Below are 22,129 nucleotides of genomic sequence, written 5' to 3'. Positions count from 1 at the left end.
CGCTTCGTCATGCCTCCTTGTAGGCGGCGATCAGTTGAGCGATCGCCCCCGCGTAGTCGCCGGTGAGGGCGAGGTGGTCGGCGTTCGCGAACGGCTTCGCCCAGGCCGGGGTCACCGTGCCGCCCGCCTTGTCCTGGACGATGAGGCGTGCCTTGCCGACGAGCGCGCGGCCCGCCGTCGCGTCGTGCACGTGGCGCGCCGCCGCCGCGAGCGCCTTGAGCGTGTGCTCGCCGCCGCCCGGCGTCCTCGTCAGGGTCGTCAGGCCGTAGCCGTACGGGAACTGCGGGTCGTACGCCGCGTCGCCCACGTTGATCGGAAGCTGGGCCTCCGACTTCGGCCAGGTGACGGGGAGTTGACCGGTGAAGGCCCGCTTCCCGTACAGCACGTCGGCGACGCCGTCGCCCTCGGTGCCGGGCAGCCAGGAGGCGACGAGGCCGTCGATGTCATCGAGCCGGTCGCCGATGAGCTGCGGCCGGCCGGAGACCATGAGGACCACGCACTTCATCGCGCCGCAGACCTTGTCGACGGCGGCCTTGTCGGCGGCCGTCAGCTCCAGGTCGTTGCCGTTGCCGACATCGCCGATGCCCTCCGCGTACGGGGTCTCGCCGACGACGACCACGCCCACGTCGTAACCGGCCGTCGGCGCCGAGGCGTCCTTCGAGTACGCGACGGTCGCGTCCGGGGCCGCCTCGCGCATGGCCTGGAGGACGGTCGTGCCGTCGGTGTGGGTGCCGGACTGCCCCTGCCAGGTGATGGTCCAGCCGCCGGTCTGGTTGCCGAGGTCGTCGGCGTTGGACCCGGCGACGTACACCTTCTGCGACGGCTTCAGCGGCAGCACGTTCCCCGCGTTCTTCAGAAGCACCTGCGACTCGGCCGCCGCCTGCCGGGCCACGGCACGGTGCGCGGCCCCGCCGATGTCGTCGATGTTCGACGTGTCCGCGTACGGCTTCTCGAAGAGCCCGAGCCTGAACTTCTGGGTCAGGATGCGCGAGACGGCGTCGTCGATCCGCTTCTCGGTGACCCGCCCGGCCTTCACCTCGGCGACCAGGTCGTCACGGAACTCCCTGTACGCGTACGGGGCCATGACCATGTCGACGCCCGCGTTGACCGACGTACGGACGTCGCTCGGGTAGTCGCCCGGGATCTGGTTGATGCCGTCCCAGTCGCTGATCACGAACCCGTCGAAGCCGAGCTTGCCCTTCAACTCCCCATTGATCATCGGCCCGTTGGCGTGCATCTTCACCGGGCCATCGGAGTCGCCGACGATGTCGAGCGACGAGTACGACGGCATCACGGAGCCGACGCCGCGCCGTACCGCCTCGCCGAACGGCGCGAGGTGCACCGACTCCAGGTCCTGCCGCGTCACCGTCGTGACGCCCTGGTCGATCGTGTACGTGCCCGTGGTGGAGGAGCCGTACGCGGTGCCGCCGTCGCCGACGAAGTGCTTGGCCGTGGCGAGTACCTTGTCGTCGCGGTCGAGGTCGCCGCCGTCCGCGCGGCCCTGGAAGCCCTGGACCATGGTCTCCATGGACTCGACGAGCGCCGGGTCCTCGCCGAACGACTCGTACGAGCGGCCCCAGCGCTCGTCGCGCGTGACGCACAGGCACGGCGCGAAGTCCCACGGGACGCCGGTGGCGCGCACCTCGGAGGCCGTGACCGCGCCCGTCCGCTCGGCGAGCCGGGGGTCACGGGTCGCGCCGATGCCGATGTTGTGCGGCATGACGGTCGCGCCGGTGAGGTTGTTGTGGCCGTGCACCGCGTCCACGCCGTAGATCAGCGGGATCTGGAACCGCGTCGCCCGCGTCCGGAGTTGGAAGCCGTCGATCATCGAGGCCCACGCCTCGGGGGTGTTGGGCGTCGGCGTCGAACCGCCGCCGGAGAGCAGCGAGCCGAGGTCGTACGCGGCGACGTCGCCGCCGGTGCCGACGGCGCCGCGCTCGGCCTGCGTCATCTGCCCGGCCTTCTCGGCAGGCGACATCCGCGCGACCAGGTCGGCGACGCGCTTCTTCACCGGGAGCTTCTTGTCCAGATACGGCAGCCCATGCGCGTCGATGACGACCTGCGGGGTGTCGGCGGGCGCCTTGGCGCCGGTCACCGTGAGCTTGAGCGGGATCGTCTCGGCGTTCTCGGCCTTGTCACCGTCCTTGCCGGTCGCGACGGTGACCGTCTTCGTCGCGCCGGACGCGGTGCCCGCCGGGAAGGTGACCGTGCCGGTCGCCGGCGTGTAGTCCTTGCCGCTCGTCGCCGTGCCGCCCTCGGTGGCGTACGCGACGGTGACGTCGTCGGAGATCGGCACGTTGCCCGTGGTCGTCACGGACAGCTTCACCTGCGCGGAGCCGCCCTCCTTCACCGGGTACACGGGCGCGTCGGTCGACACCTGAGCGCGCAGCGACTGGTCCGCCTTGCCGTACAACTCGACGTGGTCCAGGGCGAACCGGCTCTTCGTCCCGACCGGAAGGGTGAGCGCGTAGCCCCACATCCTGTCGAGGCCGAGCACGTGGTCGATGCCGCCGACGGGCTGGTAGTCGGTGCGGTACGTGAACTGCGTGAACGGCAGCTCGACCTGCTTCCAGCCCGAGAAGTCGTCCGTGAACGAGGTGTTCCACAGCTCGGACGCCTCGCCGTGCGCGCCGCCGTCCTTGAGCTCGAAGGCGATCTTCCGGCCCGAGTTGTCGCCGTACCACCAGAAGCGGATGCCCCGGTGCGCCGACCAGTCGTGGGCGGGCTTGTCGGCCGCGTAGTCGTGCGTGAAGCCGCCGTAGCCGCTGATGTCGTAGGCGCCTTCGAGGACCTTGGCGCCCTCGGGCGCGTCCGCGCGCTCCCGCAGCTCCAGCTTCGGCGGGTCGTCGGCGTCGCTGCCCCAGGTGAACAGGCCTTCGGCGGGCTGCGGGGCGAACGGCACCTCGCCCTCGAACCGGTCGACGGCGACCGGCGCCGGGTCGTCGGCCGCGGCCGGACCCGCGGTGGACAGGGGCAGCAGACCGGCGGCGAGCGCGGAGACGGCGAGCAGGGCGGCCCGTCGTCTTCGGCCCGATCCCGGCGTGCGTGTGGAGTGACGCAAGTTTCCCTCCCGATGGTCCCGATACGGGTGTTGGTGGTGCGCCGTGATCGTTGCGTTGTGTGCCATGTGCGTGGTGCGTCTTAATTCAAGTATTGAGTTAAAGGGGGTGCCAGGAGGGCGTCAAGCCTTCGGAACGTAAAGGCAGTTGGCGGTGTGTGACCGATTGACAGCGGCATGCATCGCCCCGGATCGTGTCAACTTGGGTGTGACACCTGACGGTTGGGGGACCGCTATGAGGTGGCCGGGGGACGCGTCCGACAGTCGCAGTGACGGGGGAGAGGCGGGTGGCGGCGCGGGCGGCGGGTTCGGACCGCCGCCGCAGATGCCGCCGCCGATGCCCGCCTACGCCCCACCCGTGCCACCCCTGCCTCCCGCCCCGCCGCCCGGCCCCGCCGAACCCGCCCGCGCCGTGGCCGCCGGGCTGCTCAACCTCAGCGGCCTGGGCCTGGGTTACGTGTTCCTGCGCCGCTGGTTCCTCGCCGCGCTCTGCGTCGCCGCGACGGTCGCGCTCGTCGTCGTGGCCCTGCCCGCCGACCCCGACGGCGTCCCCGGGTGGGCCGTCCTCGGCTACCTCGCGCTGTTGCTGCTCGCGGCGCTCGACGGCGCCCGGCGCGGACTGCGCGCGCCCTCGACCGCCGTACGGGCCAAGCCGGTTGTGGCCGTCGTCGCCGCGCTCGTACTGCTCGTCGTCCCCGTCGGGGGAGCGGTCGCGTACGACCGGCTGCGGGACGACGCCGTCGAGGAGATGCTCCTCGACCGGCTCGCCGCGACCGACGCCCTGGTGAAGAAGGCGGCGGACCAGGACTTCGCGCAGGCGCGCCCCACCTACCGCAAGGCCCTGTCGCGCTACCGCGCGCTCACCGAGGACCACCCGGACTCCAAGGCGGCGCACCGCGTGCACGGCAGCCTCGACGCGTACTACAAGGCCGTCGCGGCGCCGTACCGGGCGGACGACCACTGCGCCGCCGTCGCGCCGCTGGAGTACCTGCGCGACGTCCCGAGGACCATCGACCGCGATGTCCTCGGCACCCTGCGCACCTGGCCCGACAAGCCCCTCGCCGAGTCCCTCCTCGCCTGCGGCACCGGCAAACTGGGCACCGCCGCAGGTGACGGCGACGGCGGCGAACTCGGCCAACTCCTGCGTACGTTCCCGAAGTCGGCGCAGGCGGCCGAGGTCGAGCCCGCCGTGCGCGCCGCCGTCGACGACCGCTCCGCCGACCTCAAGGGCGCCGAACCGTGCCGCGCCACCGAGGAGTTGCGCACCATCGGCGACACCGCGAAGGAGCTGCCCGACCCGGCGCCCGGCCATCTGCGCGACGACGTCGCCGGAGCCGTCGAGAACGGCGCCTACGCCTGCGGCATGGACCAGTTCGGCGACAAGAAGTTCGCCGCGGCCCGCAAGACCCTCGCCGACTTCGCGGACACGTACAAGAGCGACAAGCGCCGCGCCCGCGCCGAGCAGGTGGCCATCGCCGCCGAGATCGCCGAGCAACGCCCGTCCGCGGGGGCCCACTTGCCGCCCGCGAAGTCACCCGGCGGCTCGCGCATGCAACTGGTCATCAGCAACGACGGCCCCGGCCCGGTCGAGGTCCTCTACACCGGACCCGTCACCGGCCGCATCACCATCGGCGGCTGCGCCTCCTGCAAGACGTACGCCAGCGAGGCGGCGGGGCGCAGCAAGGCGTGCCGGGCGAGCGGCAAGTCGTACCCGAAGAAGACGCTCCGGCTGCCCGCCGGGACGTACCACTTCCTGCACAAGCCCGGCGGCTCCTCCGCCACGGCCCGCAGCAGGGCCGCGGGCGGCAGCATCCAGCCCGGATACACGTACACGCAGTGCAGTTACGTGGTGATCGGCGGATACGGCACGGATCTGTGAGAGGTGGGGGCCCGGGACCCCCGAGCGACGACGTCGAGACGGACATCACCGCGCACCACCAGGCCGACCTGGCCGACATGGTCCAAGGGCCGACAAGGCCTTCGGTCGGCACTTCACGAGGTGCCTCGACCACATCGGCACACGGCAGCGATCAGGGCGCGTCCCCGACCCCGAGCAGCGCCTGGAGCAGGTGCGACGCGGTGATCACGCCGAGCAGCCGGCCCCCGTCCGGGCCGCGCTCGGTCACCGCGACGAGGGGGCTGCGCACCCGTGCCATCAGCGCGGCCACCTCCAGGGCGGTGTCGTCGGGCGCGGCCACCGGCGGCGGCGCCGGCTTCGACGGCAGGCAGTCGCCGACCGTGCGCCCCTTGAGCGCCTGGCACAGCCGGTCGGCGTGCTTCTCGTCGACGACCGCGGCGAGCGTCGGATCCTCCAGGACGTAGGCCGGGACGATCGCCTTCACCAGCTGCGACGCGGGCAGGATCGCCGCGGGCGCCCCGTCCGCCCCCAGCACGAGCAGCCCCGGCAGCCGGTGCTCGGCCATCAGCCGGGCGGCCTGCGTGGCGTCGTCGGCGACGCCCACCGTCTCGTACTCGACCGCGAGGTCACGTGCGCGCACTGTCAGCTCCTCGGATGCGTGGTGCCTGTCCGCGCCAGCGTCGTACGGACGGCCGCCGATGACCAGCGGCGCGCCGGACCTTGACGCAGCCCATACGTCCTCAGGCGAGCGCGAAGTAGCGCAGCCACACGTACGCCGCCGACACCGCGACCGTCACGGCCGTGACCACGAGCCCGTATTTGGTGAACTGCCAGAAGGAGATGGGCTGTCGGTTGCGTTCGGCGATGCCGAGGACGACGACGTTGGCGCTCGCGCCGATCGCCGTCGCGTTGCCGCCGAGGTCGGCGCCGAGCGCGAGCGCCCACCACATGACGTGGTCGGCCGCGCCGCCCATGTCGTGGACCAGGTCGGCGGTGATGGGCGCCATCGTCGCCACGTACGGGATGTTGTCGACGATGCCGGACAGCACGGCGCTGCCGCCCAACAGGACCATGGAACCACCGAGTTCACTGCCGCCGATCAGCTGCGCGAGGCCCTCGGAGACCTCACCGATCACGCCCGTCCCGATCAGGCCGCCGATCATCACGAAAAGACCCGCGAAGAACGCCAGCGTCGGCCACTCGACCTCGCCGAGCACCTCCCCGGTCTCGACGGTGGAGAGGGCGACGAGCAGCCCGGCGCCCAGGAGGGCGACGACGCTGGGTTCGTAGTGCAGCACCGGGTGCAGCACGAACCCCGCCACCACCAGGGCGAGCACCACCAGGCCCTGGACGAGCAGGCGCGGGTCCTTGATCGCCTCGCGCTCCTCCAACGCCATGACCTCGGCGGCGCGCTCCTCGTCGTACACGAACGACGCCCGGAACATGACCCGGCACAGCAGCACCAGGACGAGCGTCAGCACGACGGCGAGCGGGGCGAGATGGACCAGGAAGTCGTTGAAGGTCAGGCCCGCGCGGCTGGCGATGATGATGTTCGGCGGGTCGCCGACGAGGGTCGCGGTGCCGCCGATGTTCGCGGCGAAGACCTCGGCGATCAGGAACGGCGCGGCCGGCAGCGCGAGCCGCTCGCACACCAGGAGCGTCACCGGGGCGACGAGCAGCACGGTGGTGACGTTGTCGAGCAGCGCCGAGGCCACGGCGGTGAGGACGATGAGCATCACCATCACGCGGAACGGCCGGGCACGCGCCCGCTTCACGGCCCAGATCGCGAGGTACTCGAACATGCCGGTCTTCTTGAGCACGCCGACGATCATCATCATGCCGAGGAGCAGGAAGACGACGTTCCAGTCGATGCCGGCCTCGGTCGAGTAGAAGGCCGCCTTGTCGTCCGTGGCGCCGAGGGCGAGCATCAGACCCGCGCCGCCGAGGGCGGCAGCGACCCGGTGGATCTTCTCGCTGATGATGAGGGAGTACGCGCCGACGAAGACGGCGATCGCCGCCCAGCTGTGCCAGTCGCTCACGGTGCTCCGATCGGTCGGCGGCTTCGGGCGGAGCGTTTTCGCGCACCCGTTGTCACTTCGCCGACCAGACTTCCCGGCACACCGCCGGGAACCTTACACGTCCTTGACGCGGGGCCGGCAGGCCCGGTGAACAGGACCGGGATAGGCTGCCGGGCGCGATGAGCAGCGAAATGTCCACGTGCGGAAGGTCCGTCCGCCCATGATCGACCCCGATGTCGAGCCCGTCCCGGAACTGCGCCCGCGTGCGCGGCGCCGGGAGCAGTGGCGCGGGCAGGGCCCGGTCGTCGCGGCGGTCGCGCTCGGCGGCGGCACCGGCGCCGCGGCCCGGTACGGGGCGTCGCTGCTGTGGCCCACCGGGGCCGGCGCCTTCCCCTGGACGACACTGACCGTGAACGCGGTCGGCTGCGCCGTCATCGGCGTCTTCATGGTCGTCATCACCGACGTGTGGGCGGCCCACCGCCTGGTGCGCCCGTTCTTCGGCACCGGCGTCCTCGGCGGCTTCACCACCTTCTCCACGTACGCCGTCGACATCCGGGGGCTCATCGACGGCGGCCACCCGCGCACCGCGCTCGGCTATCTGGCCCTGACCGCGTGCGTCGCCCTGGTGGCGGTATGGACCGCGGCGCACCTCACGCGCCGCGTCATCTCACGGAGGCAGCGATGACGAGTCGACGGCTGACCGGTTCCGCCCTGCGCGTCACGGTCTTCATCGGGGAGAACGACACCTGGCACCACAAACCCCTGTACGCGGAGATCGTGCGCCGCGCGCACGAGGCGGGGCTCGCGGGCGCCTCCGTCTTCCGCGGCATCGAGGGCTTCGGCGCCTCGTCGCTCGTCCACACGAGCCGGCTCCTGTCGCTCAGCGAGGACCTGCCGGTGGCGATCGTCATCGTCGACACCGAGGACCGCGTCCGCGCGTTCCTGCCGCAGCTCGACGAACTCGTCGCCGAGGGCCTCGTGATCCTCGACGACTGCGAGGTCATCCGGTACGTGGGCCGCGACGCCGACCCGTCAGAGGGCGGGGATCAGGCGTGAACTGGGTCCTGGTGATCGCGGGCGCCATGGTCGGCGCCCCGCTGCGCTACCTCACCGACCGCACCGTCCAGTCGCGGCACGACTCGGTCTTCCCCTGGGGCACGTTCGCCGTGAACGTCGCGGGCTGTCTGATCCTCGGCCTGCTCACCGGCGCCGTGGCCGCGGGGGCCGCCTCCTCCCACGTCCAACTGCTGCTCGGCACGGGCCTGTGCGGGGCCCTCACCACGTACTCCACGTTCTCGTACGAGACGCTGCGCCTGACCGAGGACGGCGCCCGCTTCTACGCGGCGGCCAACGTGCTCGGCAGCATCGCCGCGGGCCTCGGCGCGGCCTTCCTCGGCGCGACCCTCGCCGAGGCGATCTGGGCCTGAACCTTGCCGGAGTCCCGTGCGGGGACTACGACTTCGGCATGCGCCCGCCTCGCGCCGCCACCCGCCTCACCGTGCACCTGCCGGCCACGGCCCTGTGGCACCGCAGACCGGCGTACGCGGAGATCGTCCACCGCGCCCACCGCACGGGCCTGGCCGGCGCCACCGTGCTGCACGCCGTGCACTCCACGGCGTGCGCGGTGATCGTCGTCGACGAGGACGACCGCGTCCGGGCCTTCCTCGCCGAACTCGACGACGTGCTGGAGACGGCGAGCGGGGTCGCCATCCTGGACCGGGTGGAGGTCGTCCCCTGACCCCTCAGGTGCGGGTAGCCGTCCCGCACGTGCCGCCGTCGGACATCCGCTCGTCCACCGTCCTGCTGCGGTCGTACGGGTCCACGGTGGGCCCGTCGCCGGGGCCGCTGTCCTGGTCGAAATCCGGGACGAGGTAGCCGGTGTAGGTGCCGCAGCCGCCGTTGGCGGAGTCGACCCTGTACGACAGGAGGGAGACCGTGCCCGGCTCGGTCGCGCGCTTCGACGGGTCGTCCCAGCTCATGACCACTTCGCGCCGCACGATCGTGCGCACCACCTGGTCGCCGCCCGACGCGGGGGCCACCGGGTACACGTACGTCACGTCCGCGGTCACCTTCAGCGCGCCGTACTCGCCCTCTTCGTAGGTCATCCGGCCCCGGACCTTGACCACGTCGCCGACGAGCCGGACCTTCGTCCCGTCGAAGCGGCTGAACAGCGTCAGCGGGTTGTCGGTCTTGCTCGGGGCGGTCAGCGACGTGGCCAGGAACTTCCGGACGTCCTTCTGGCGCGGGTTGAGGAACGCGATCGCCCGGTCCGGGCGATCGCCGCGCAGCACGTCCCGGTCGAGGCTGGACGCGGCGAGGAAGTCCCTGCTGCTCTCCAGGGCCCGGGTGACCTGGTCCTTCGTCATCCAGCCCGTGGCCTTCGCCGCGGGCAGACCGATCCCGGCGGTGCCGTCGGCCCAGCGCGCGGCGGGCGAACCGCGGAACGGCTCGTCCAGCGTGGGGCGTTCGGCGTCCCCGGCCGGCGGCGCCGTGCTGGGGCGCACCGACTCCGTGGCGAGCGGGGCGGCGTCCGTGTCGTCGCCGCCCCCGAACCAGCCGATCGCCCGGCCCGGGTTCAGGGCCACGATCACCAGGGCGAGCGCGGCGACGAGCCCGACGACGTACCAGACCTTGCTGCGGCGCGGCGGCCGGTGCGCACGCCACGGCTCCGGCGCCGCGTCCTGCTCGCGCAGCCGCCGCGTCACCATCCGGGCGCGCGCCGACGGCTCCTTGGGCGCGTCGCGCACCCCTTCCTCCGACTCCCGGAGGAAGCGCTCCCACTCCTCGTCCGACACGGACGAACCACTCTGGTCCCCACCCGAGTTCATGCCCGGCTCCCCTGTTCCCCTACTGCCTGTGACGGCGCGTGGAGCGCATGATCGCATACCTGTAGGCACCATGCGTGTGTGACGTATGAGGCTGCCGGTGCGCTGGGGGGCCGGTGCCCGCCCCCGGAGAACCTGTCAGCCGGAACCGGCCGGCAGACGGTCCGGCTCCGGGGGCTCGCGGCTCAGATAGCGGTCGAGCGGCGGCTCCTGGGCGAGGACCGCGCCGATCGTCACAGCGAACGTGACCGCCGCGCAGAGCACGATCAGCCACGACAGCATGGCGAGGACCAGGCCCAGGGAGCCGTACTCGCTCAGGGCCCGGTTGAACGCGAGGGGCAGGTAGATCCGGGAGGCGACCGCGAGGACGCTCGTCGCGGCGCCCGCGAGGAGCGCCCCGGGCAGCAGCGGGAGCCAGTGCACGCGGCCCGCGAGCAGCAGGTGCTGGGTCCACAGCCAGACCACTGTGCTCAGCACGAAGTACAGCGGGATGCCCAGTAGCGCGCCCGCCCCGAAGCCCGTACGGATCGGACCCTGGAGGAAGACGAACAGGAGCAGGGCGAAGAGCCAGACCACCCAGCGCCAGGCCGCGATCCGGGTCCCGGCCTTCGGCAGCTTCCACGCGGCCTCGCAGACGCGCGCCATCGCCCGGCTGAAACTCGTCGCGGAGCCCAGCGCCACCAGCAGACCGATGATGCCGGTCGTCTCCCGCAGGTTGTTCTCGGCGGAGGGGTTGAGGACCTGCTGGAACTGTTCCTGCGCATGGCCGGTGACACCGAACATCGCCCGCACGGAGTCCTGGAGCTGAAGGCGCACGCTCTGCGGCGCGAACGCGGCCACGGCGAACAGCAGCGGGACGGCCGCGAGGAAGGCCTGCGCGGCCAGCCGCGTCGCCGAGTCGAGCAGCCGCCCGGAGAGCAGCCGCTCGACCAGCTCGGAGATGACGGGGAAGCGCCGTTCGGAGACGACCCGCCACCGCAGCAGCCGCAGCCGCCACGCCGCGACGCGGTCAGCCGCGCCGGACCGCACTGCGTGCGACCGACGAGAGCAGCGAACCGATCGCGACGCCGATGAGCAGATACACGGCCGCCGTGCCGAACTTCGCGGCCAGGGAGACCCCCGTGGTGAAGGGGAGCAGCACCAGGATCGCGGTGGCCAGACCCACGATCCACGAGAAGAAACGCTCGGGCCGCGGCGTCGCCACGACCAGCAGGTGCAGCAGCCCCGTCGCGGCGAGCGCGGCGACCGCCGAGCCGAGCGCCAGGGCGCCGGTCGTCGCGTCGCCCATCGCGCCGTCGCCCTCCGGGGCGAACACCGGGATGCCGAGCACCCCGCGCACCAGAAGCAGGGCGACGACGGCGGTGAGCGCCGCGACCACCGCCGTCATCACGCCGCCCGCCCACAGCCGTCCGGCGTCGAGGCGGGGTCCCGCGGGCGGCTCGGGCGGGTACTCGGGAGCCCGCGGGGGCGGCGGGCTGTAGGGAGCACCGGACCTGCCGTAGGGCGTGTTCGGAGATTCCACGGGACCTTTCCTCTGATGTCGGGTGCCGGTCTGTCAGGCGGAGGCGAGGAACTTCGCCTTGGCCTGCGCGAATTCCTCGTCGGTGAGCGAACCGGCCTTGTGGAGTTCGGCGAGCCGCGCCAGTTCGTCCGTACCGCCGGTCCCGGACGGATTCTGTGCCGCCGCCTTCCGCACGTAGTCCTGGAAAGCCGCCTCCGCCTGCTGGGAACGCTGGATGTCGCGCTGCCCCATTCCCTTTCCGCGGGCGATGACATAGACGAGGACCCCCAGGAAGGGGAGCACGAGACAGAAGATCATCCAGCCGGCCTTGCCCCATCCGCTGAGGTCGTCGTCGCGGAAGATGTCCATGACGACCCGGAAGAGCAGGAAGAACCACATGATCCAGAGGAAGAAGAAAAGCATGGTCAGAAAGAGGTCGAGAAGGGGATAGTCGTCCATGGCATTTCCTCTTTCTGTCTTTGGACGTGTGTCCGTCGGGTGCTGAGCAGTATCTCCCCCCTCCGCTCCTCCCGCATTTCGGGGAATTGAGTCATCTGGCGCAGTCGAATGGCGGCGCTCTCAGGGGCGGGTGACGCTGGGTCCGGCGTCAACGCCCATCGCCGTAAGGGGAGTTCCATGACGGAGGACATCCGGTCGAATCCGGCGGGAGCACGGATCGTCGCGGCGAACGAGGCGGTGCTGCGGCGCTGTCCGTTCGACTACACCCGGGACATGGACGACTCCCGGCGGGGCTTCCTCGGCACCGCCGACGACCCGCCGATCCGCGACGCCGAGGGCCGCGTGGTCCGGGACCTCGACGCGTACGGCTTCCTGGAGATCACCCTCGACGAACGGGCCTTGCGGACCGTCCTGCTCGGCTCGCCGGCGCCGGCCGAGCTGCCGTCGCGGGGCGCCGCCACCGTCGAGGGCGACCCGGGCGGACTCATCGAACTCCTCGGGCACCTGGACGCGCCCGACCCCGACTTCGCCATCGTCACGCCCTGAGTCTCGTCACGCCCTGAGAGGGGCCCTCGGATGCCCACAGTCGACGCGGTCGCCGTCCGCCGGATGACCGACACGCTCTTCATCGAGCGTTCGCTGCGCAGCCCCGGTTCCACCCGCTTCTGGGGTCTCCTCACCCTGGCCGCGGTCATCGCGGGCGCCGGCGTGATCGGCGACTCCACGGCGACCGTGATCGGCGCGATGATCGTCGCCCCGCTGATGACACCGATCCTGGGCAGCGCACTCGCCCTCGTCCTCGCGGACCGGCCGCAGGTCGTACGGTGCGTGCTGCTCGTGCTCTGCGGCGCGCTCGCGGTGATCGTGATCGGCATGCTGCTCGGCTGGGCGCTCGCCCCGCCGGACGACTTCGCCTCCAACAGCCAGGTGTCGTCCCGGATCAGCCCGCGCCTGATCGACCTGCTCGCCGCTCTGGCCACGGGCACCGTCGGCGCGTTCGCCCTGGTCCGCGCCGACATCTCCGACACGCTGCCCGGCGTCGCCATCGCCATCTCGCTCGTGCCGCCGCTCGCGGTCACCGGGCTGCTCATCACCGTCGGCCGCTACCACGACGCGAGCGAGTCGGCGCTGCTCTTCGCGACGAACGTGGCCGCCATCGTCGCCACCGGCACCATCGTCTTCCTGCTGTACGGGGTCCGGGGCGCGGCCCAGGAATCCGGTCACGCGGTGGGGCAGTTCCACGGGCGCACGCTCGTCGCGGTGGGGGCGCTCCTGGTGCTCATCGCGGTCCCGCTCACCACCGGCACCATCGCCGTCGCCCGCGACCAGGCCCTGGCCGCGAACGCCCGGCCCGTGGCCGAGACGTGGGCGTCGACCGGTACGTGGCAGATCGCCTCGGTCGACGCCCGCAACGGTGTCGTCGTCATCGGCGTCCTCGGCCTGCCGCCCGAGCCCGCCCCGACCGCCCTGCGCGCGGCCCTCGACCGCAACGGCATGCGCGACGCCGACCTCGAACTCCATCTCGTCGGTGGCCGCACGCACTGGTGCCCCGCGGACACGGACACCTGCTCCGTGAAGGAGTCGTCCGTCAGCTGACGTCGGCCTCAGGCGGGCAGCCGCTCCAGGAGCGCCGCGAAGTCCGTGCCGGGCGGCAGCGTCCCGAAGGCGAGCCCCCGGTCACCGGCGAGCCGCGACGCGCAGAACGCGTCGGCGACGGCCGCGGGCGCGTGCCGTACGAGGAGCGAGCCCTGGAGCACGAGCGCCGCCCGCTCGATGACGCGGCGGGCGCGCAGCGGGGCGTCCTCGGTGAGCACCAGTTCGCCCTGGAGCTCGCGCCACGCCGTGTCGAGCCGCGCGTCGGCCCCGGCCGCCGCCTCGATCTCCGCGCGGAACGCCTGGAGCGACTCGGGCTCGCGGGCCAACGCCCGCAGCATGTCGAGGGCGTTGACGTTCCCCGAGCCCTCCCAGATGCCGTTCAGCGGGGCCTCGCGGTAGAGCCGGGGCATGCCTGACGCCTCGTCATATCCGTTGCCGCCGAGGCATTCCAGGGCCTCGGCGACCGCGACGGGCTGCCGCTTGCACACCCAGTACTTGCCGACCGCGGTGGCCAGGCGCAGGAAGGCGCGCTCCCCGTCGTCGCCGCGGTGGGCGCGGTCCGCGGCGCCCGCGAGGCGCAGCGCGAGGGTCGTCGCGGCCTCCGACTCCAGGCAGAGGTCGGCCAGGACGTTGCGCATCAGCGGCTGGTCGATCAGCTTGGCGCCGAACACCGCGCGGTGACGGGTGTGGTGGGCGGCCTGCGCCAGGGACTCGCGCACATGCGCGGCCGAGCCGAGCACGCAGTCGAGCCGGGTCATGGTGACCATGTCGATGATGGTGCGGACGCCCTTGCCCTCGTCGCCCACGAGCCAGGCGACGGTGTCGTCGAACTCCGGCTCGCTGGACGCGTTCGAGCGGTTGCCGAGCTTGTCCTTGAGGCGCTGGATGCGGAACGTGTTGCGGGTTCCGTCGGGCAGCACGCGCGGCACCAGGAAGCAGGAGAGCCCGCCCGGCGCCTGCGCGAGGACCAGGAACAGGTCGTTCATCGGGGCGCTGGTGAACCACTTGTGGCCGCGCAACCGCCAGGTGCCGTCGGCCTGTTCGACCGCCGCGGTGGTGTTGGCCCGCACGTCGGTGCCGCCCTGCTTCTCCGTCATGCCCATCCCGGCGAGCAGCCCGCGCTTGGCGGTGGGCGTGGTCAGGCCGGGCTCGTAGACGCGGCTGGTCAGCAGTGACTCGTACGTCTTCGCGAGCTCGGGGGCGCGGCGCAGCGCGGGCACGACGGCGTACGTCATGGAGACCGGGCACATGTGCCCCTGCTCGACCATGGTGGCCACCATGAACGTGGCGGCGCGGGCGACATGGGCGCCCGGCCGCTCGTCCGCCCACGCGGAACCGGCCGCGCCCGCGGCCACCGTGGCGCGCATCAGCGAGTGGTACGCGGGGTGGAAGTCGACCTCGTCGACCCGGTTGCCGTACCGGTCGTGCGTGCGCAGCTCGGGCTCGTGACGGTTGGCCTGCTCCGCCCAGGCGCGGGCCTCCTCGCTGCCCGCGTACCGGCCGAAGCGGTGCAGCTCCTCCAGGTGCCACGCGGCACCCTCGCGGCGCACGCCTTCCAGGAGCACGGCGTCGTCCGCGACGTCGTGACCCGTCAACGGCGGGGCCTGGTTGGTCACTTCATGCGTCACCGACGGGCTCGTGTGCATGGTGCCTCCGTACTGTGTGTCGTCGAGTGGTCAGGCGGCCGGTGCGCCCGCGCAGCGCAGGGCCATGGCGGTGAGTTCGGCGAGGAGTTCGCCGGCGTCGGCCTCGTCGTGGGTGCCGAGCGGGTCGACGAGCACCTCGCCGACCGCGCCGGTGAGCGCGGCCGCGGTGATCTCGCCGTTCTGCTTCGGCAGCAGGCCCGCCGCCATGCCCTCGTGCACCACCTCGGCGAACAGGGCGTGGTAGCGGCGCCGGAAGTCGAGCCGCTCGGCGCCGACCTGCGGGTCGGCGGGGGCGGCGAGCAGGGCGTAGGCGAGACCGCGGTTCTCCAGGGCGCGGCGGGCGAACACCTCGACGCCGCGCGCGAGCCGGTCGACCGGCTCTCCCGGGCCGTGCAGCACTTCGCCGAGCACCTGGATCTCGCGCTCCGCGGCCCGCCGGAACACCTCGACGGCGAGCGCGGCCTTGGACGGGAAGTGCTGGTACACCGAACCGGCCGCCATGCCCGCCGCGTCGGCCACGGCGGTGACGGACGCCTGTGACCAGCCCACTTCGGCGACGACCGCGGTGGCGCAGGTGACGAGGCGGTCCCGGGCGGCTTCGAGCCGGCGAATTTCGGCTGGGGTCTTGCGGTAGGCCATGAAAGAAGTGAACCATCATTCAGAGTTTCCCGCCACGGTCGGCACAGCCCCGGATCCGATCGGCTCGGCTCGTCAGGAGAACGTGATGCACCTCAGTGCCCTGCTGGACAACGCGGTTCGCTCGGCCGGCCCCAAGGAGGCCGTCGTCTACGGCGAACAGCGCTGGACGTACACGGAGTTCGCCGTCGCGGCCAGGCGCGCCGCGACCGTGCTCCGCGACGCGGGCCTGCACCCCGGCGACCGGCTCGCCGTGATGACGTACAACACCCCGGCGTTCCTGCTCGCGGCGTTCGGTGCCTGGTACGCGGGGGCCACCCTGGTGCCGGTCAATCACAAGCTGGCGACCGCCGAGGTGGCGTACCAACTGCGGCACTGCGGCTCCCGGTTGGCGCTCGTCGACGCGGAGATCGGCGAGCGCGCGACGGCCGCCGACGCGGACGTGCGCTGGCTGATCAGCCACCCCGACGCCGCCACCGGCACCCGCCCCGCCGACTCCTTCGAGTCCCTGGTCGCCGCCGCTGAACCGTACGACGCCGAGTCCGGAGCGGACACGGACATCGCGCAGATCCTCTACACGTCCGGCACCTCGGGCCGCCCCAAGGGCTGCGTCCACACGCATCGCGGCATCGCCCTGACCGCCACCTACACCGGCGTCTCGGTCCCGCTCCGCCGCGACGAGCGCTTCCTGATCTGCATGCCGATCTGGCACGCGTCCCCGCTCAACAACTGGACGCTCGGCACCCTCCTGCTCGGCGGCACGGTCGTCCTCCAGCGCGAGTACGCGCCGCGCGAGATGCTGGAGACGGTGCGGCGCGAGCGGATCACCGGCGTGTTCGGCGCGCCCATCGCCCTCATCGCCCCGGTCCAGGCCGTCCCGGACTTCGCGGACTTCGACCTGTCGTCCGTACGCGCATGGATCTACGGAGCCGGACCCCTGGACGCCGACACCGCGCGCCGCCTGATGAAGGCCTACGGCTCGGAGGACTTCCACCAGGTGTACGGGATGAGCGAGATGGGCCCGGTCGGCGCGACGCTCTCACCGGCCGAACAGGTCGAGAAGGCCGGGGCGATCGGGCGCGGCGGTATGCCGGGCGTGGACCTGAAGGTCGTGCGGGCGGACGGCGGCTACGCGGCGCCGGGGGAGAGCGGCGAGATCTGGCTCCGCTCGGACACCCGGATGGTCGGCTATCTCGGCGACGAGGCCGCCACCGCCGAGGCGTTCGCGGGGGACTGGTACCGCAGCGGCGACCTCGGCCGGGTCGACGAGGAAGGGTTCGTCACCCTCGTCGACCGGATGAAGGACGTCATCATCACCGGCGGCGAGAACGTCGCGTCGCAGGAGGTCGAAGGCGCCCTGCGCGGCCACCCGGACATCCTCGACGTGGCCGTCGTCGGCCGCCCGCACCCGGAGTGGGGCGAGACGGTCGTGGCCGTCGTCGTGCCGAAGGAGGGTGCCGGGCTGGACCTCGCCGGGGTGCGCGACTGGCTGGAGACGAGGATCGCCCGCTACAAGATCCCGCGTGAACTGGTGCTGCGTGGCGCGTTGCCCCGTACGCCCTCCGGAAAGATCACCAAGCATGTGCTGCGGGACGAGCTCGCCGCCGGGTGAACGGGCCGGCGAGCGGCGCGGTCCCGGGTCCGCGTAGGGTCGGCCGCATGGTCGGGGAAGAGGGGCAGCGGCGGCAGCCGGAGCGCAGAGGGCCGGGCCGGCCGCGGCAGGAGCACGTGACCCGGGCCGTGCTCGACGCCGTCGTGGAGCTGGTCGCCGAGAGCGGGATGGGCGCCCTGACGATGGACGCCGTCGCCGCCCGCGCGGGGGTCAGCAAGCCGGCCATGTACCGGCGCTGGCCCACCAAGCAGGACCTCGTCCTCGCCGCCGCCGAGTCCCGGATCGGCCCGCTGACCGTGCCGGACATGGGCGACTTCCGCGCCGAACTGCGGGCGGTCCTGACCGCCCGCGTGGAGGCGTACCGGCAGCCGGGCGTCGACCGGCTCCTCGCCGGTGTCATCGGCTCCGCCGCCGAGGCGGGCGCCGAGCGCGGGGCGTACCGCGCGTACACGGCCCGGGTGACGAGCGAGACGCGGCGCCTGCTCGAGCGCGGGGTCGAGCGCGGTGACGTACGGCCGGATGTCGACGTGGACGCCGCCACGACGCTCGTCGCCGCCTCCCTCGTCTTCCGCATGGTCGGCGAGCAGCGGACGCCGGACGAGGCGCTGGTCGACTCCGTGGTGGAACTGATCGGCCGGGCGGTCTCCGTCACCGCGTGACCGTGCGCTGACCGGACGTCACATCCCGTGCGTGCCAGGCGAATGGGGCCTGGCGCGCGCTTCCGTGTGCCCGCATTTGTGTGCGTGTGCACCGCTGGAAAGGCTCCGGAAATCCATGGGCCCGCACCCCTTGCCCCCGCGCCGCCGAATATCGATACTCGCGGTTACGTAATGAGCGTTCGCAGCCTGGAGGTCCACCCATGCACGACGTCGCGACGAACCCCGTCGAGAACCCGAAGCCGATCCTGGACAAGCCCCTGATGCACTACGGCAGCCGGGTCCTCGAGCGGCTCGCGCCGGGCGCGGAGCAGGCTCCGTACAAGCTCGTCGAGATCAGCCCGCTCACCCCGCACTTCGGCGCCGTCCTGGGCGGCGTGGACCTCACGCGGCCGATCACCGACGCGCTCGCCGACGAGCTGCGGCAGGCGCTCCTGGAGTGGAAGGTGATCTTCTTCCGCGGGCAGACCGGGTTCAACGCCGAGCACCACCTCGCCCTTTCGGCGGTCTGGGGCCCGCCGGAGCCGAACCCGTTCTTCCCGAAGACCGGGACCGTCGGCCTGTCGCGGCTCGCCAAGGACGCCAAGGCGGCCGGCAACAAGAACATCTGGCACAGCGACCACTCGTTCATGGCCAACCCGTCGCTCGGCGCGGTCCTGCGCGCCGTCGAGGTGCCCGAGGCCGGCGGCGACACGATGTGGGCCGACATGGGCGCCGCGTACGACAACCTCCCCGAGGACCTCAAGGAGCGGATCGAGAACCTCACCGCGGTCCACGACTGGGAGGCCAGCTGGGGCGCGCTCATGAACGACGAGCAGAAGGCCGCCTTCCGCGCGCTGTGGCCGCAGGTCGAGCACCCCGTCGTCGTCCGCCACCCGCGCAGCGGCCGCAAGACGCTCTACGTGAACGAGCCGTTCACCCGGCACATCAAGGGCCTGTCCGAGGCCGAGAACCGCGAACTCCTCGACATCCTCGTCCTCCAGGCGCGCATCCCCGAGTTCCAGATCCGCTTCCACTGGGAGCCCGACTCGATCGCGATCTGGGACAACATCGCCGTCCAGCACTACGCGGTCAACGACTACTTCCCGCAGAAGCGCGTCATGGAGCGCATCGCCATCGCCGGGGTCCGGCTGTGACGGCCGCGCCGGCCCTGACTCCAGGGCGGATCGAGGCCCCTGGTGGCGTCGACCGACGCGCCTGGACCGTCACCGCGCTGCTCGTGGTCTTCATGATGGTCAACTTCGCGGACAAGTCCGTCCTCGGACTCGCCGCCGACGAGATCCGCGCCGACCTGCACCTGGACGCCACTCGGTTCGGGCTCGCCAACAGCGCGTTCTTCCTGCTGTTCTCCGTCGCCGCGATCGTCGTCGGGATGCTCGCCGACCGGGTCTCGCCCAAGCTCCTCATCCTCGTCATGGCCGTGCTGTGGTCGGTGGCGCAGGTCCCGGCGGCCCTCGGCGGCGGACTCGCCGTGCTCGTCGCCTCCCGGGTGTTCCTCGGCGCGGCGGAAGGGCCCGCCTTCCCCGTCGCCCAGCAGGCCACCCTGTCCTGGTTCCCGAACGAGCGGCGCGCCCTGCCCGGTGCGCTGATCACCGTCGGCATCACGCTCGGCGTGATCATCTCGGCGCCGGGTCTCACCTGGGTGATCCAGCACCACGGCTGGCGCGCGGCGCTGTGGGTGGTCGCCGCCCTCGGTGCCGTATGGGCCGTCCTCTGGGCGCTGTTCGGCGCGGACAGCCCGCGCCGCAAGGCCGTGAAGGAAGCCGCCGCGGACACGGCGCCGCAGGCCTCGTACCGCAGGATCTTCGCCAGCCGCACCTGGATCGGCACCACGCTCGCCTACTTCTGCAGCTACTGGACCGTGGCCCTGATGCTGGTCTGGCTCCCGTCCTACCTGCGCAACGCGCTGGACTACTCGGCCGGCACCGCGGGCACCGTCGTCGTCGCGCCCTGGGCGGTCGGCGCCGCGGTCCTGTTCGGCCAGGCCTGGCTGACCGGCCGGCTGATGCGGCGGGGAGCGAGCAGCAAGACCGCCCGCGGCCGGGTGGGTGCGTGGACGCTCACCGTCGGCGCCGCCGCCTGTCTCGCCGTCCCCATGACCGACTCCGTCGCCGCGCGGACCGTCCTGATCGCCGTCGGTTTCGGGTTCGGCGGCGCCTACGCCACCATCGCCGCGACGACCGTCGCCGAGATCGCCCCGGGCGCCCGCAGCGGCGGCGCCCTCGGCCTGATGAACGCCATCGTCACCGTCTCCGGGCTGCTCGCGCCCGCGGTCGTCGGCGCGCTGGTCGACGCGCAGGGCGAGGCCGGGTACCGCAACGCGGTGCTCGTCTCGGGCGCCCTCATCGCGATCGGCGCCGTCGCCGCCTTCGCGCTGATCGACCCGGACCGCGACAAATCCCTTCTGTCACAAGCCGCCTGACGGCGCATCAGTACTATCGCCTCCCACCCCCTTACGCAGCACAGGAGTTGACCCGTGACCGCCCCAGCAGAAGCACGCGACACCGCCCCGCTCGACCAGGCCGTCCACGAGCTGCGCGAGCACGCCGAGGCGTGGAGCGGTACCGCCCTGCCCGAGCGGATCGCCCTCCTGGAGCGGATGCTGCCGCGGATCGCCGACGGCGCCGCCGCCATGGTCGCCGGCGCGGCCGCCGCCAAGGGCTACCCCACGACGTCGCCGTGGGCCGCCGAGGACTGGACCACCGCGCCGTGGGCGCTCGCCCAGACCATCGGCGCCTACCTGCACGTATTGCGCCGCGTCGCCGCGGGCCGCGACCCGCTCGACGCGCGGGCCGTCCGCTCCCGCGACGGCCGCACCGTCGTCGACGTCTTCCCCGCCACCGCCTCCGACCGGCTGCTGCTCAACGGCTACACGGCCGAGGTGTGGGCCCTGCCCGGCACCACCCGCGAACAAGTACTGGCCCGCGCGGCGGGGGAGTACCGCGGGCGGCCCGGCGACCCCGCCGTCGCCCTGGTGCTCGGCGCGGGCAACGTCGCCGCGATCACCGCGCTCGACATCGTGCACAAGCTGTACGTGGACGGCGAGGTCGTCCTCGCCAAGATGAACCCCGTCAACGCCTATCTGCGCCCGCACTTCGAGAAGGTCTTCGCCGAGTTCGTGGAGCGCGGCTTCGTCCGCTTCGTCGACGGCGGCGCCCCCGAGGGCGCGTACCTCACCACCCACGACGGCGTCGACACCATCCACGTCACCGGCAGCGACCGCACCCACGACGCGATCGTCTGGGGCACCGGCGCACGCGCCGAGGAGCGCCGGCGCGCCAACACCCCGGTGAACAACAAGCCGTTCACCAGTGAACTCGGCGGCGTCAGCCCGTGCATCGTGACGCCAGGACCGTGGAGCGCGGCCGACCTGCGCTTCCAGGCCGAGCACATCGTCACCAGCAAGCTCAACAACTCCGGCCACAACTGCGTAGCCACACAGGTCCTGTTGGTGCCGGCCGACTGGGACGGTACGGAGAAGCTGCTCACCGAGATCCGCCGCGTCCTGCGCGAACTCCCGCCCCGCGCCGACTACTACCCGGGCGCCGCCGACCGCGTCGGCAGGGTCACCGCCGCCCACCCGGGCGCCGAGGCGCTCGGCCCGGACGACTCCTGCCGGGTCCTGGTCCCCGACATCGAGGGTCTGGACGACGTCATGCTCACCGACGAGGTGTTCGCCAGCGCCCTCGGCGTGGTCCGTCTGCCCGGCGCCGACGCACCCCAATTCCTGCGCACGGCAACGGAGTTCGCCAACGAGCGGCTGCCCGGCACCCTCGGCGCCACGCTGCTCGTCCACCCGCGCACCGAACGCGCCCACCGCGCCGCCGTCGAGGAGGCCGTCGCCGCGCTGCGCTACGGCACGCTCGGCGTCAACTGCTGGTCCGCGTTCGGCTTCCTGCTCGGGTACACGCCGTGGGGCGCGTACCCCGGCCACACCCGCCAGGACATCGGCAGCGGCATCGGCTTCGTGCACAACGCGTTCATGCTGGAGGACATCGAGAAGACGGTGCTGCGCGCGCCGTTCGCCCCCGCGCCGCGCGGCCTGTTCACCGGCTCGCCGTCCCTGTCGCCGCGCCCGCCGTACTACGTCACCAACCGCACCGGCCTGACGACGATGCGGCGCCTCACCGCCTACACGACGGATCCGAGGGCGGCGAGGCTGCCGGGCATCTTCGCGTCGGCGCTGCGCGGGTGAGACCGGTTCCTCGGCCGGTTCCTCGGCCGGTTCTCCGGCCGGTTCTCCGGCCGGTTCTCCGGCCGGTTC

Annotated in this window: 21 protein-coding genes; 12 read left to right on the top strand and 9 right to left on the bottom strand. The window is 72.4% G+C overall.

All coding sequences use genetic code 11. The annotated features are described in order from the left end of the window. Positions 1-7: 7 nt before the first annotated feature. Positions 8-3,061, bottom strand: a complete 3,054-nt coding sequence (locus AB0L37_RS29475) for a glycoside hydrolase family 3 N-terminal domain-containing protein (RefSeq protein ID WP_365511902.1) — start codon at positions 3,059-3,061, stop codon at positions 8-10. Between the two features lie 355 nt (positions 3,062-3,416). On the opposite strand from AB0L37_RS29475, the gene AB0L37_RS29470 reads away from it, so the two are divergent. After that, positions 3,417-4,937 (top strand): hypothetical protein, encoded by a 1,521-nt coding sequence (locus AB0L37_RS29470; RefSeq protein WP_365511899.1) that lies wholly within the window; start codon positions 3,417-3,419, stop codon positions 4,935-4,937. A gap of 151 nt (positions 4,938-5,088) precedes the next feature. Here the strand turns inward: AB0L37_RS29470 and AB0L37_RS29465 are convergent, their stop codons facing one another. Continuing rightward, complete coding sequence (locus AB0L37_RS29465; protein ID WP_365511896.1) at positions 5,089-5,556, bottom strand: CBS domain-containing protein; 468 nt, start codon at positions 5,554-5,556, stop codon at positions 5,089-5,091. Positions 5,557-5,656: 100 nt separating this feature from the next. Then, complete coding sequence (locus tag AB0L37_RS29460; RefSeq protein ID WP_365511893.1) at positions 5,657-6,955, bottom strand: ArsB/NhaD family transporter; 1,299 nt, start codon at positions 6,953-6,955, stop codon at positions 5,657-5,659. Between the two features lie 199 nt (positions 6,956-7,154). On the opposite strand from AB0L37_RS29460, the gene crcB (AB0L37_RS29455) reads away from it, so the two are divergent. From crcB (AB0L37_RS29455) to AB0L37_RS29440, 4 genes are read left to right on the top strand one after another with little or no spacing between them, the layout of a single operon-like run. Further along, entirely contained in the window at positions 7,155-7,619 is a 465-nt protein-coding gene (gene crcB / locus AB0L37_RS29455; RefSeq protein WP_365511890.1) for a fluoride efflux transporter CrcB, read from the top strand. Continuing rightward, on the top strand, positions 7,616-7,990 hold the full coding sequence (locus tag AB0L37_RS29450) for a DUF190 domain-containing protein (protein ID WP_365511887.1): 375 nt from the start codon (positions 7,616-7,618) through the stop codon (positions 7,988-7,990). The genes crcB (AB0L37_RS29455) and AB0L37_RS29450 overlap by 4 nt, the downstream gene beginning before the upstream one ends. Then, positions 7,987-8,361, top strand: coding sequence for a fluoride efflux transporter CrcB (gene crcB / locus AB0L37_RS29445; RefSeq protein WP_365511884.1), 375 nt, complete (start codon positions 7,987-7,989; stop codon positions 8,359-8,361). Before AB0L37_RS29450 ends, crcB (AB0L37_RS29445) begins: the two co-directional genes overlap by 4 nt. Before the next feature lie 38 nt (positions 8,362-8,399). Next, complete coding sequence (locus tag AB0L37_RS29440) at positions 8,400-8,672, top strand: DUF190 domain-containing protein (protein WP_365511881.1); 273 nt, start codon at positions 8,400-8,402, stop codon at positions 8,670-8,672. Between the two features lie 4 nt (positions 8,673-8,676). Here the strand turns inward: AB0L37_RS29440 and AB0L37_RS29435 are convergent, their stop codons facing one another. From AB0L37_RS29435 to AB0L37_RS29420, 4 genes are all read right to left on the bottom strand, one after another. Continuing rightward, positions 8,677-9,762 (bottom strand): hypothetical protein, encoded by a 1,086-nt coding sequence (locus tag AB0L37_RS29435; RefSeq protein ID WP_365511878.1) that lies wholly within the window; start codon positions 9,760-9,762, stop codon positions 8,677-8,679. A gap of 135 nt (positions 9,763-9,897) precedes the next feature. Further along, the gene (locus AB0L37_RS29430; protein ID WP_365511875.1) at positions 9,898-10,788 is read right to left on the bottom strand and encodes a YhjD/YihY/BrkB family envelope integrity protein; all 891 of its coding nucleotides are present in this window, start codon (positions 10,786-10,788) and stop codon (positions 9,898-9,900) included. Continuing rightward, positions 10,769-11,281, bottom strand: coding sequence for a DUF6069 family protein (locus AB0L37_RS29425; RefSeq protein WP_365511872.1), 513 nt, complete (start codon positions 11,279-11,281; stop codon positions 10,769-10,771). The genes AB0L37_RS29430 and AB0L37_RS29425 overlap by 20 nt, the downstream gene beginning before the upstream one ends. Positions 11,282-11,314: 33 nt before the next feature. After that, entirely contained in the window at positions 11,315-11,719 is a 405-nt protein-coding gene (locus AB0L37_RS29420; protein WP_365511869.1) for an SHOCT domain-containing protein, read from the bottom strand. A gap of 177 nt (positions 11,720-11,896) precedes the next feature. Between AB0L37_RS29420 and AB0L37_RS29415 the strand changes: the two genes are divergently transcribed. Both AB0L37_RS29415 and AB0L37_RS29410 read left to right on the top strand, forming a co-directional pair. Continuing rightward, positions 11,897-12,265, top strand: coding sequence for an alkyl sulfatase C-terminal domain-containing protein (locus AB0L37_RS29415; protein ID WP_365511866.1), 369 nt, complete (start codon positions 11,897-11,899; stop codon positions 12,263-12,265). A gap of 30 nt (positions 12,266-12,295) precedes the next feature. Continuing rightward, complete coding sequence (locus tag AB0L37_RS29410) at positions 12,296-13,315, top strand: TIGR00341 family protein (protein ID WP_365511863.1); 1,020 nt, start codon at positions 12,296-12,298, stop codon at positions 13,313-13,315. Positions 13,316-13,323: 8 nt separating this feature from the next. On the opposite strand, the gene AB0L37_RS29405 is transcribed toward AB0L37_RS29410, so the two are convergent. Beyond that, complete coding sequence (locus tag AB0L37_RS29405) at positions 13,324-14,961, bottom strand: acyl-CoA dehydrogenase family protein (protein WP_365511860.1); 1,638 nt, start codon at positions 14,959-14,961, stop codon at positions 13,324-13,326. 30 nt (positions 14,962-14,991) lie between these two features. After that, a complete protein-coding gene (locus AB0L37_RS29400) occupies positions 14,992-15,600 on the bottom strand; it encodes a TetR/AcrR family transcriptional regulator (protein WP_365511857.1) in 609 nt (202 codons plus the stop codon). An 85-nt stretch (positions 15,601-15,685) separates the two neighbouring features. Between AB0L37_RS29400 and AB0L37_RS29395 the strand changes: the two genes are divergently transcribed. The 5 genes from AB0L37_RS29395 (at position 15,686) to AB0L37_RS29375 (ending at position 22,060) form a co-directional block, all read left to right on the top strand. Beyond that, complete coding sequence (locus AB0L37_RS29395; RefSeq protein WP_365511854.1) at positions 15,686-17,209, top strand: AMP-binding protein; 1,524 nt, start codon at positions 15,686-15,688, stop codon at positions 17,207-17,209. A gap of 47 nt (positions 17,210-17,256) precedes the next feature. Beyond that, on the top strand, positions 17,257-17,868 hold the full coding sequence (locus AB0L37_RS29390) for a TetR/AcrR family transcriptional regulator (RefSeq protein ID WP_365511851.1): 612 nt from the start codon (positions 17,257-17,259) through the stop codon (positions 17,866-17,868). A 200-nt stretch (positions 17,869-18,068) separates the two neighbouring features. Then, a complete protein-coding gene (locus AB0L37_RS29385) occupies positions 18,069-19,001 on the top strand; it encodes a TauD/TfdA family dioxygenase (protein ID WP_365511848.1) in 933 nt (310 codons plus the stop codon). Continuing rightward, positions 18,998-20,287, top strand: a complete 1,290-nt coding sequence (locus AB0L37_RS29380) for an MFS transporter (protein ID WP_365511845.1) — start codon at positions 18,998-19,000, stop codon at positions 20,285-20,287. The genes AB0L37_RS29385 and AB0L37_RS29380 overlap by 4 nt, the downstream gene beginning before the upstream one ends. 54 nt (positions 20,288-20,341) lie before the next feature. Beyond that, positions 20,342-22,060 (top strand): aldehyde dehydrogenase family protein, encoded by a 1,719-nt coding sequence (locus AB0L37_RS29375; RefSeq protein WP_365511843.1) that lies wholly within the window; start codon positions 20,342-20,344, stop codon positions 22,058-22,060. Positions 22,061-22,129 lie beyond the last annotated feature (69 nt).

This window comes from Streptomyces sp. NPDC052225 (genome assembly GCF_040679615.1).
In the GTDB taxonomy this organism is placed as follows: domain Bacteria; phylum Actinomycetota; class Actinomycetes; order Streptomycetales; family Streptomycetaceae; genus Streptomyces.
This window is presented reverse-complemented; position numbering and strand designations above follow the sequence as displayed.

What these genes read in the sequence shown, in the direction of transcription:
- AB0L37_RS29410 (WP_365511863.1), top strand. Translation starts at nt 12,296, where the DNA reads ATGCCCACAGTCGACGCGGTCGCCGTCCGCCGGATGACCGACACGCTC.
- AB0L37_RS29440 (WP_365511881.1), top strand. Translation starts at nt 8,400, where the DNA reads ATGCGCCCGCCTCGCGCCGCCACCCGCCTCACCGTGCACCTGCCGGCC.
- AB0L37_RS29450 (WP_365511887.1), top strand. Translation starts at nt 7,616, where the DNA reads ATGACGAGTCGACGGCTGACCGGTTCCGCCCTGCGCGTCACGGTCTTC.
- AB0L37_RS29405 (WP_365511860.1), bottom strand. Translation starts at nt 14,961, where the DNA reads ATGCACACGAGCCCGTCGGTGACGCATGAAGTGACCAACCAGGCCCCG.
- AB0L37_RS29385 (WP_365511848.1), top strand. Translation starts at nt 18,069, where the DNA reads ATGCACGACGTCGCGACGAACCCCGTCGAGAACCCGAAGCCGATCCTG.
- AB0L37_RS29395 (WP_365511854.1), top strand. Translation starts at nt 15,686, where the DNA reads ATGCACCTCAGTGCCCTGCTGGACAACGCGGTTCGCTCGGCCGGCCCC.
- AB0L37_RS29435 (WP_365511878.1), bottom strand. Translation starts at nt 9,762, where the DNA reads ATGAACTCGGGTGGGGACCAGAGTGGTTCGTCCGTGTCGGACGAGGAG.
- AB0L37_RS29415 (WP_365511866.1), top strand. Translation starts at nt 11,897, where the DNA reads ATGACGGAGGACATCCGGTCGAATCCGGCGGGAGCACGGATCGTCGCG.
- crcB (WP_365511890.1), top strand. Translation starts at nt 7,155, where the DNA reads ATGATCGACCCCGATGTCGAGCCCGTCCCGGAACTGCGCCCGCGTGCG.
- AB0L37_RS29400 (WP_365511857.1), bottom strand. Translation starts at nt 15,600, where the DNA reads ATGGCCTACCGCAAGACCCCAGCCGAAATTCGCCGGCTCGAAGCCGCC.
- AB0L37_RS29420 (WP_365511869.1), bottom strand. Translation starts at nt 11,719, where the DNA reads ATGGACGACTATCCCCTTCTCGACCTCTTTCTGACCATGCTTTTCTTC.
- AB0L37_RS29390 (WP_365511851.1), top strand. Translation starts at nt 17,257, where the DNA reads ATGGTCGGGGAAGAGGGGCAGCGGCGGCAGCCGGAGCGCAGAGGGCCG.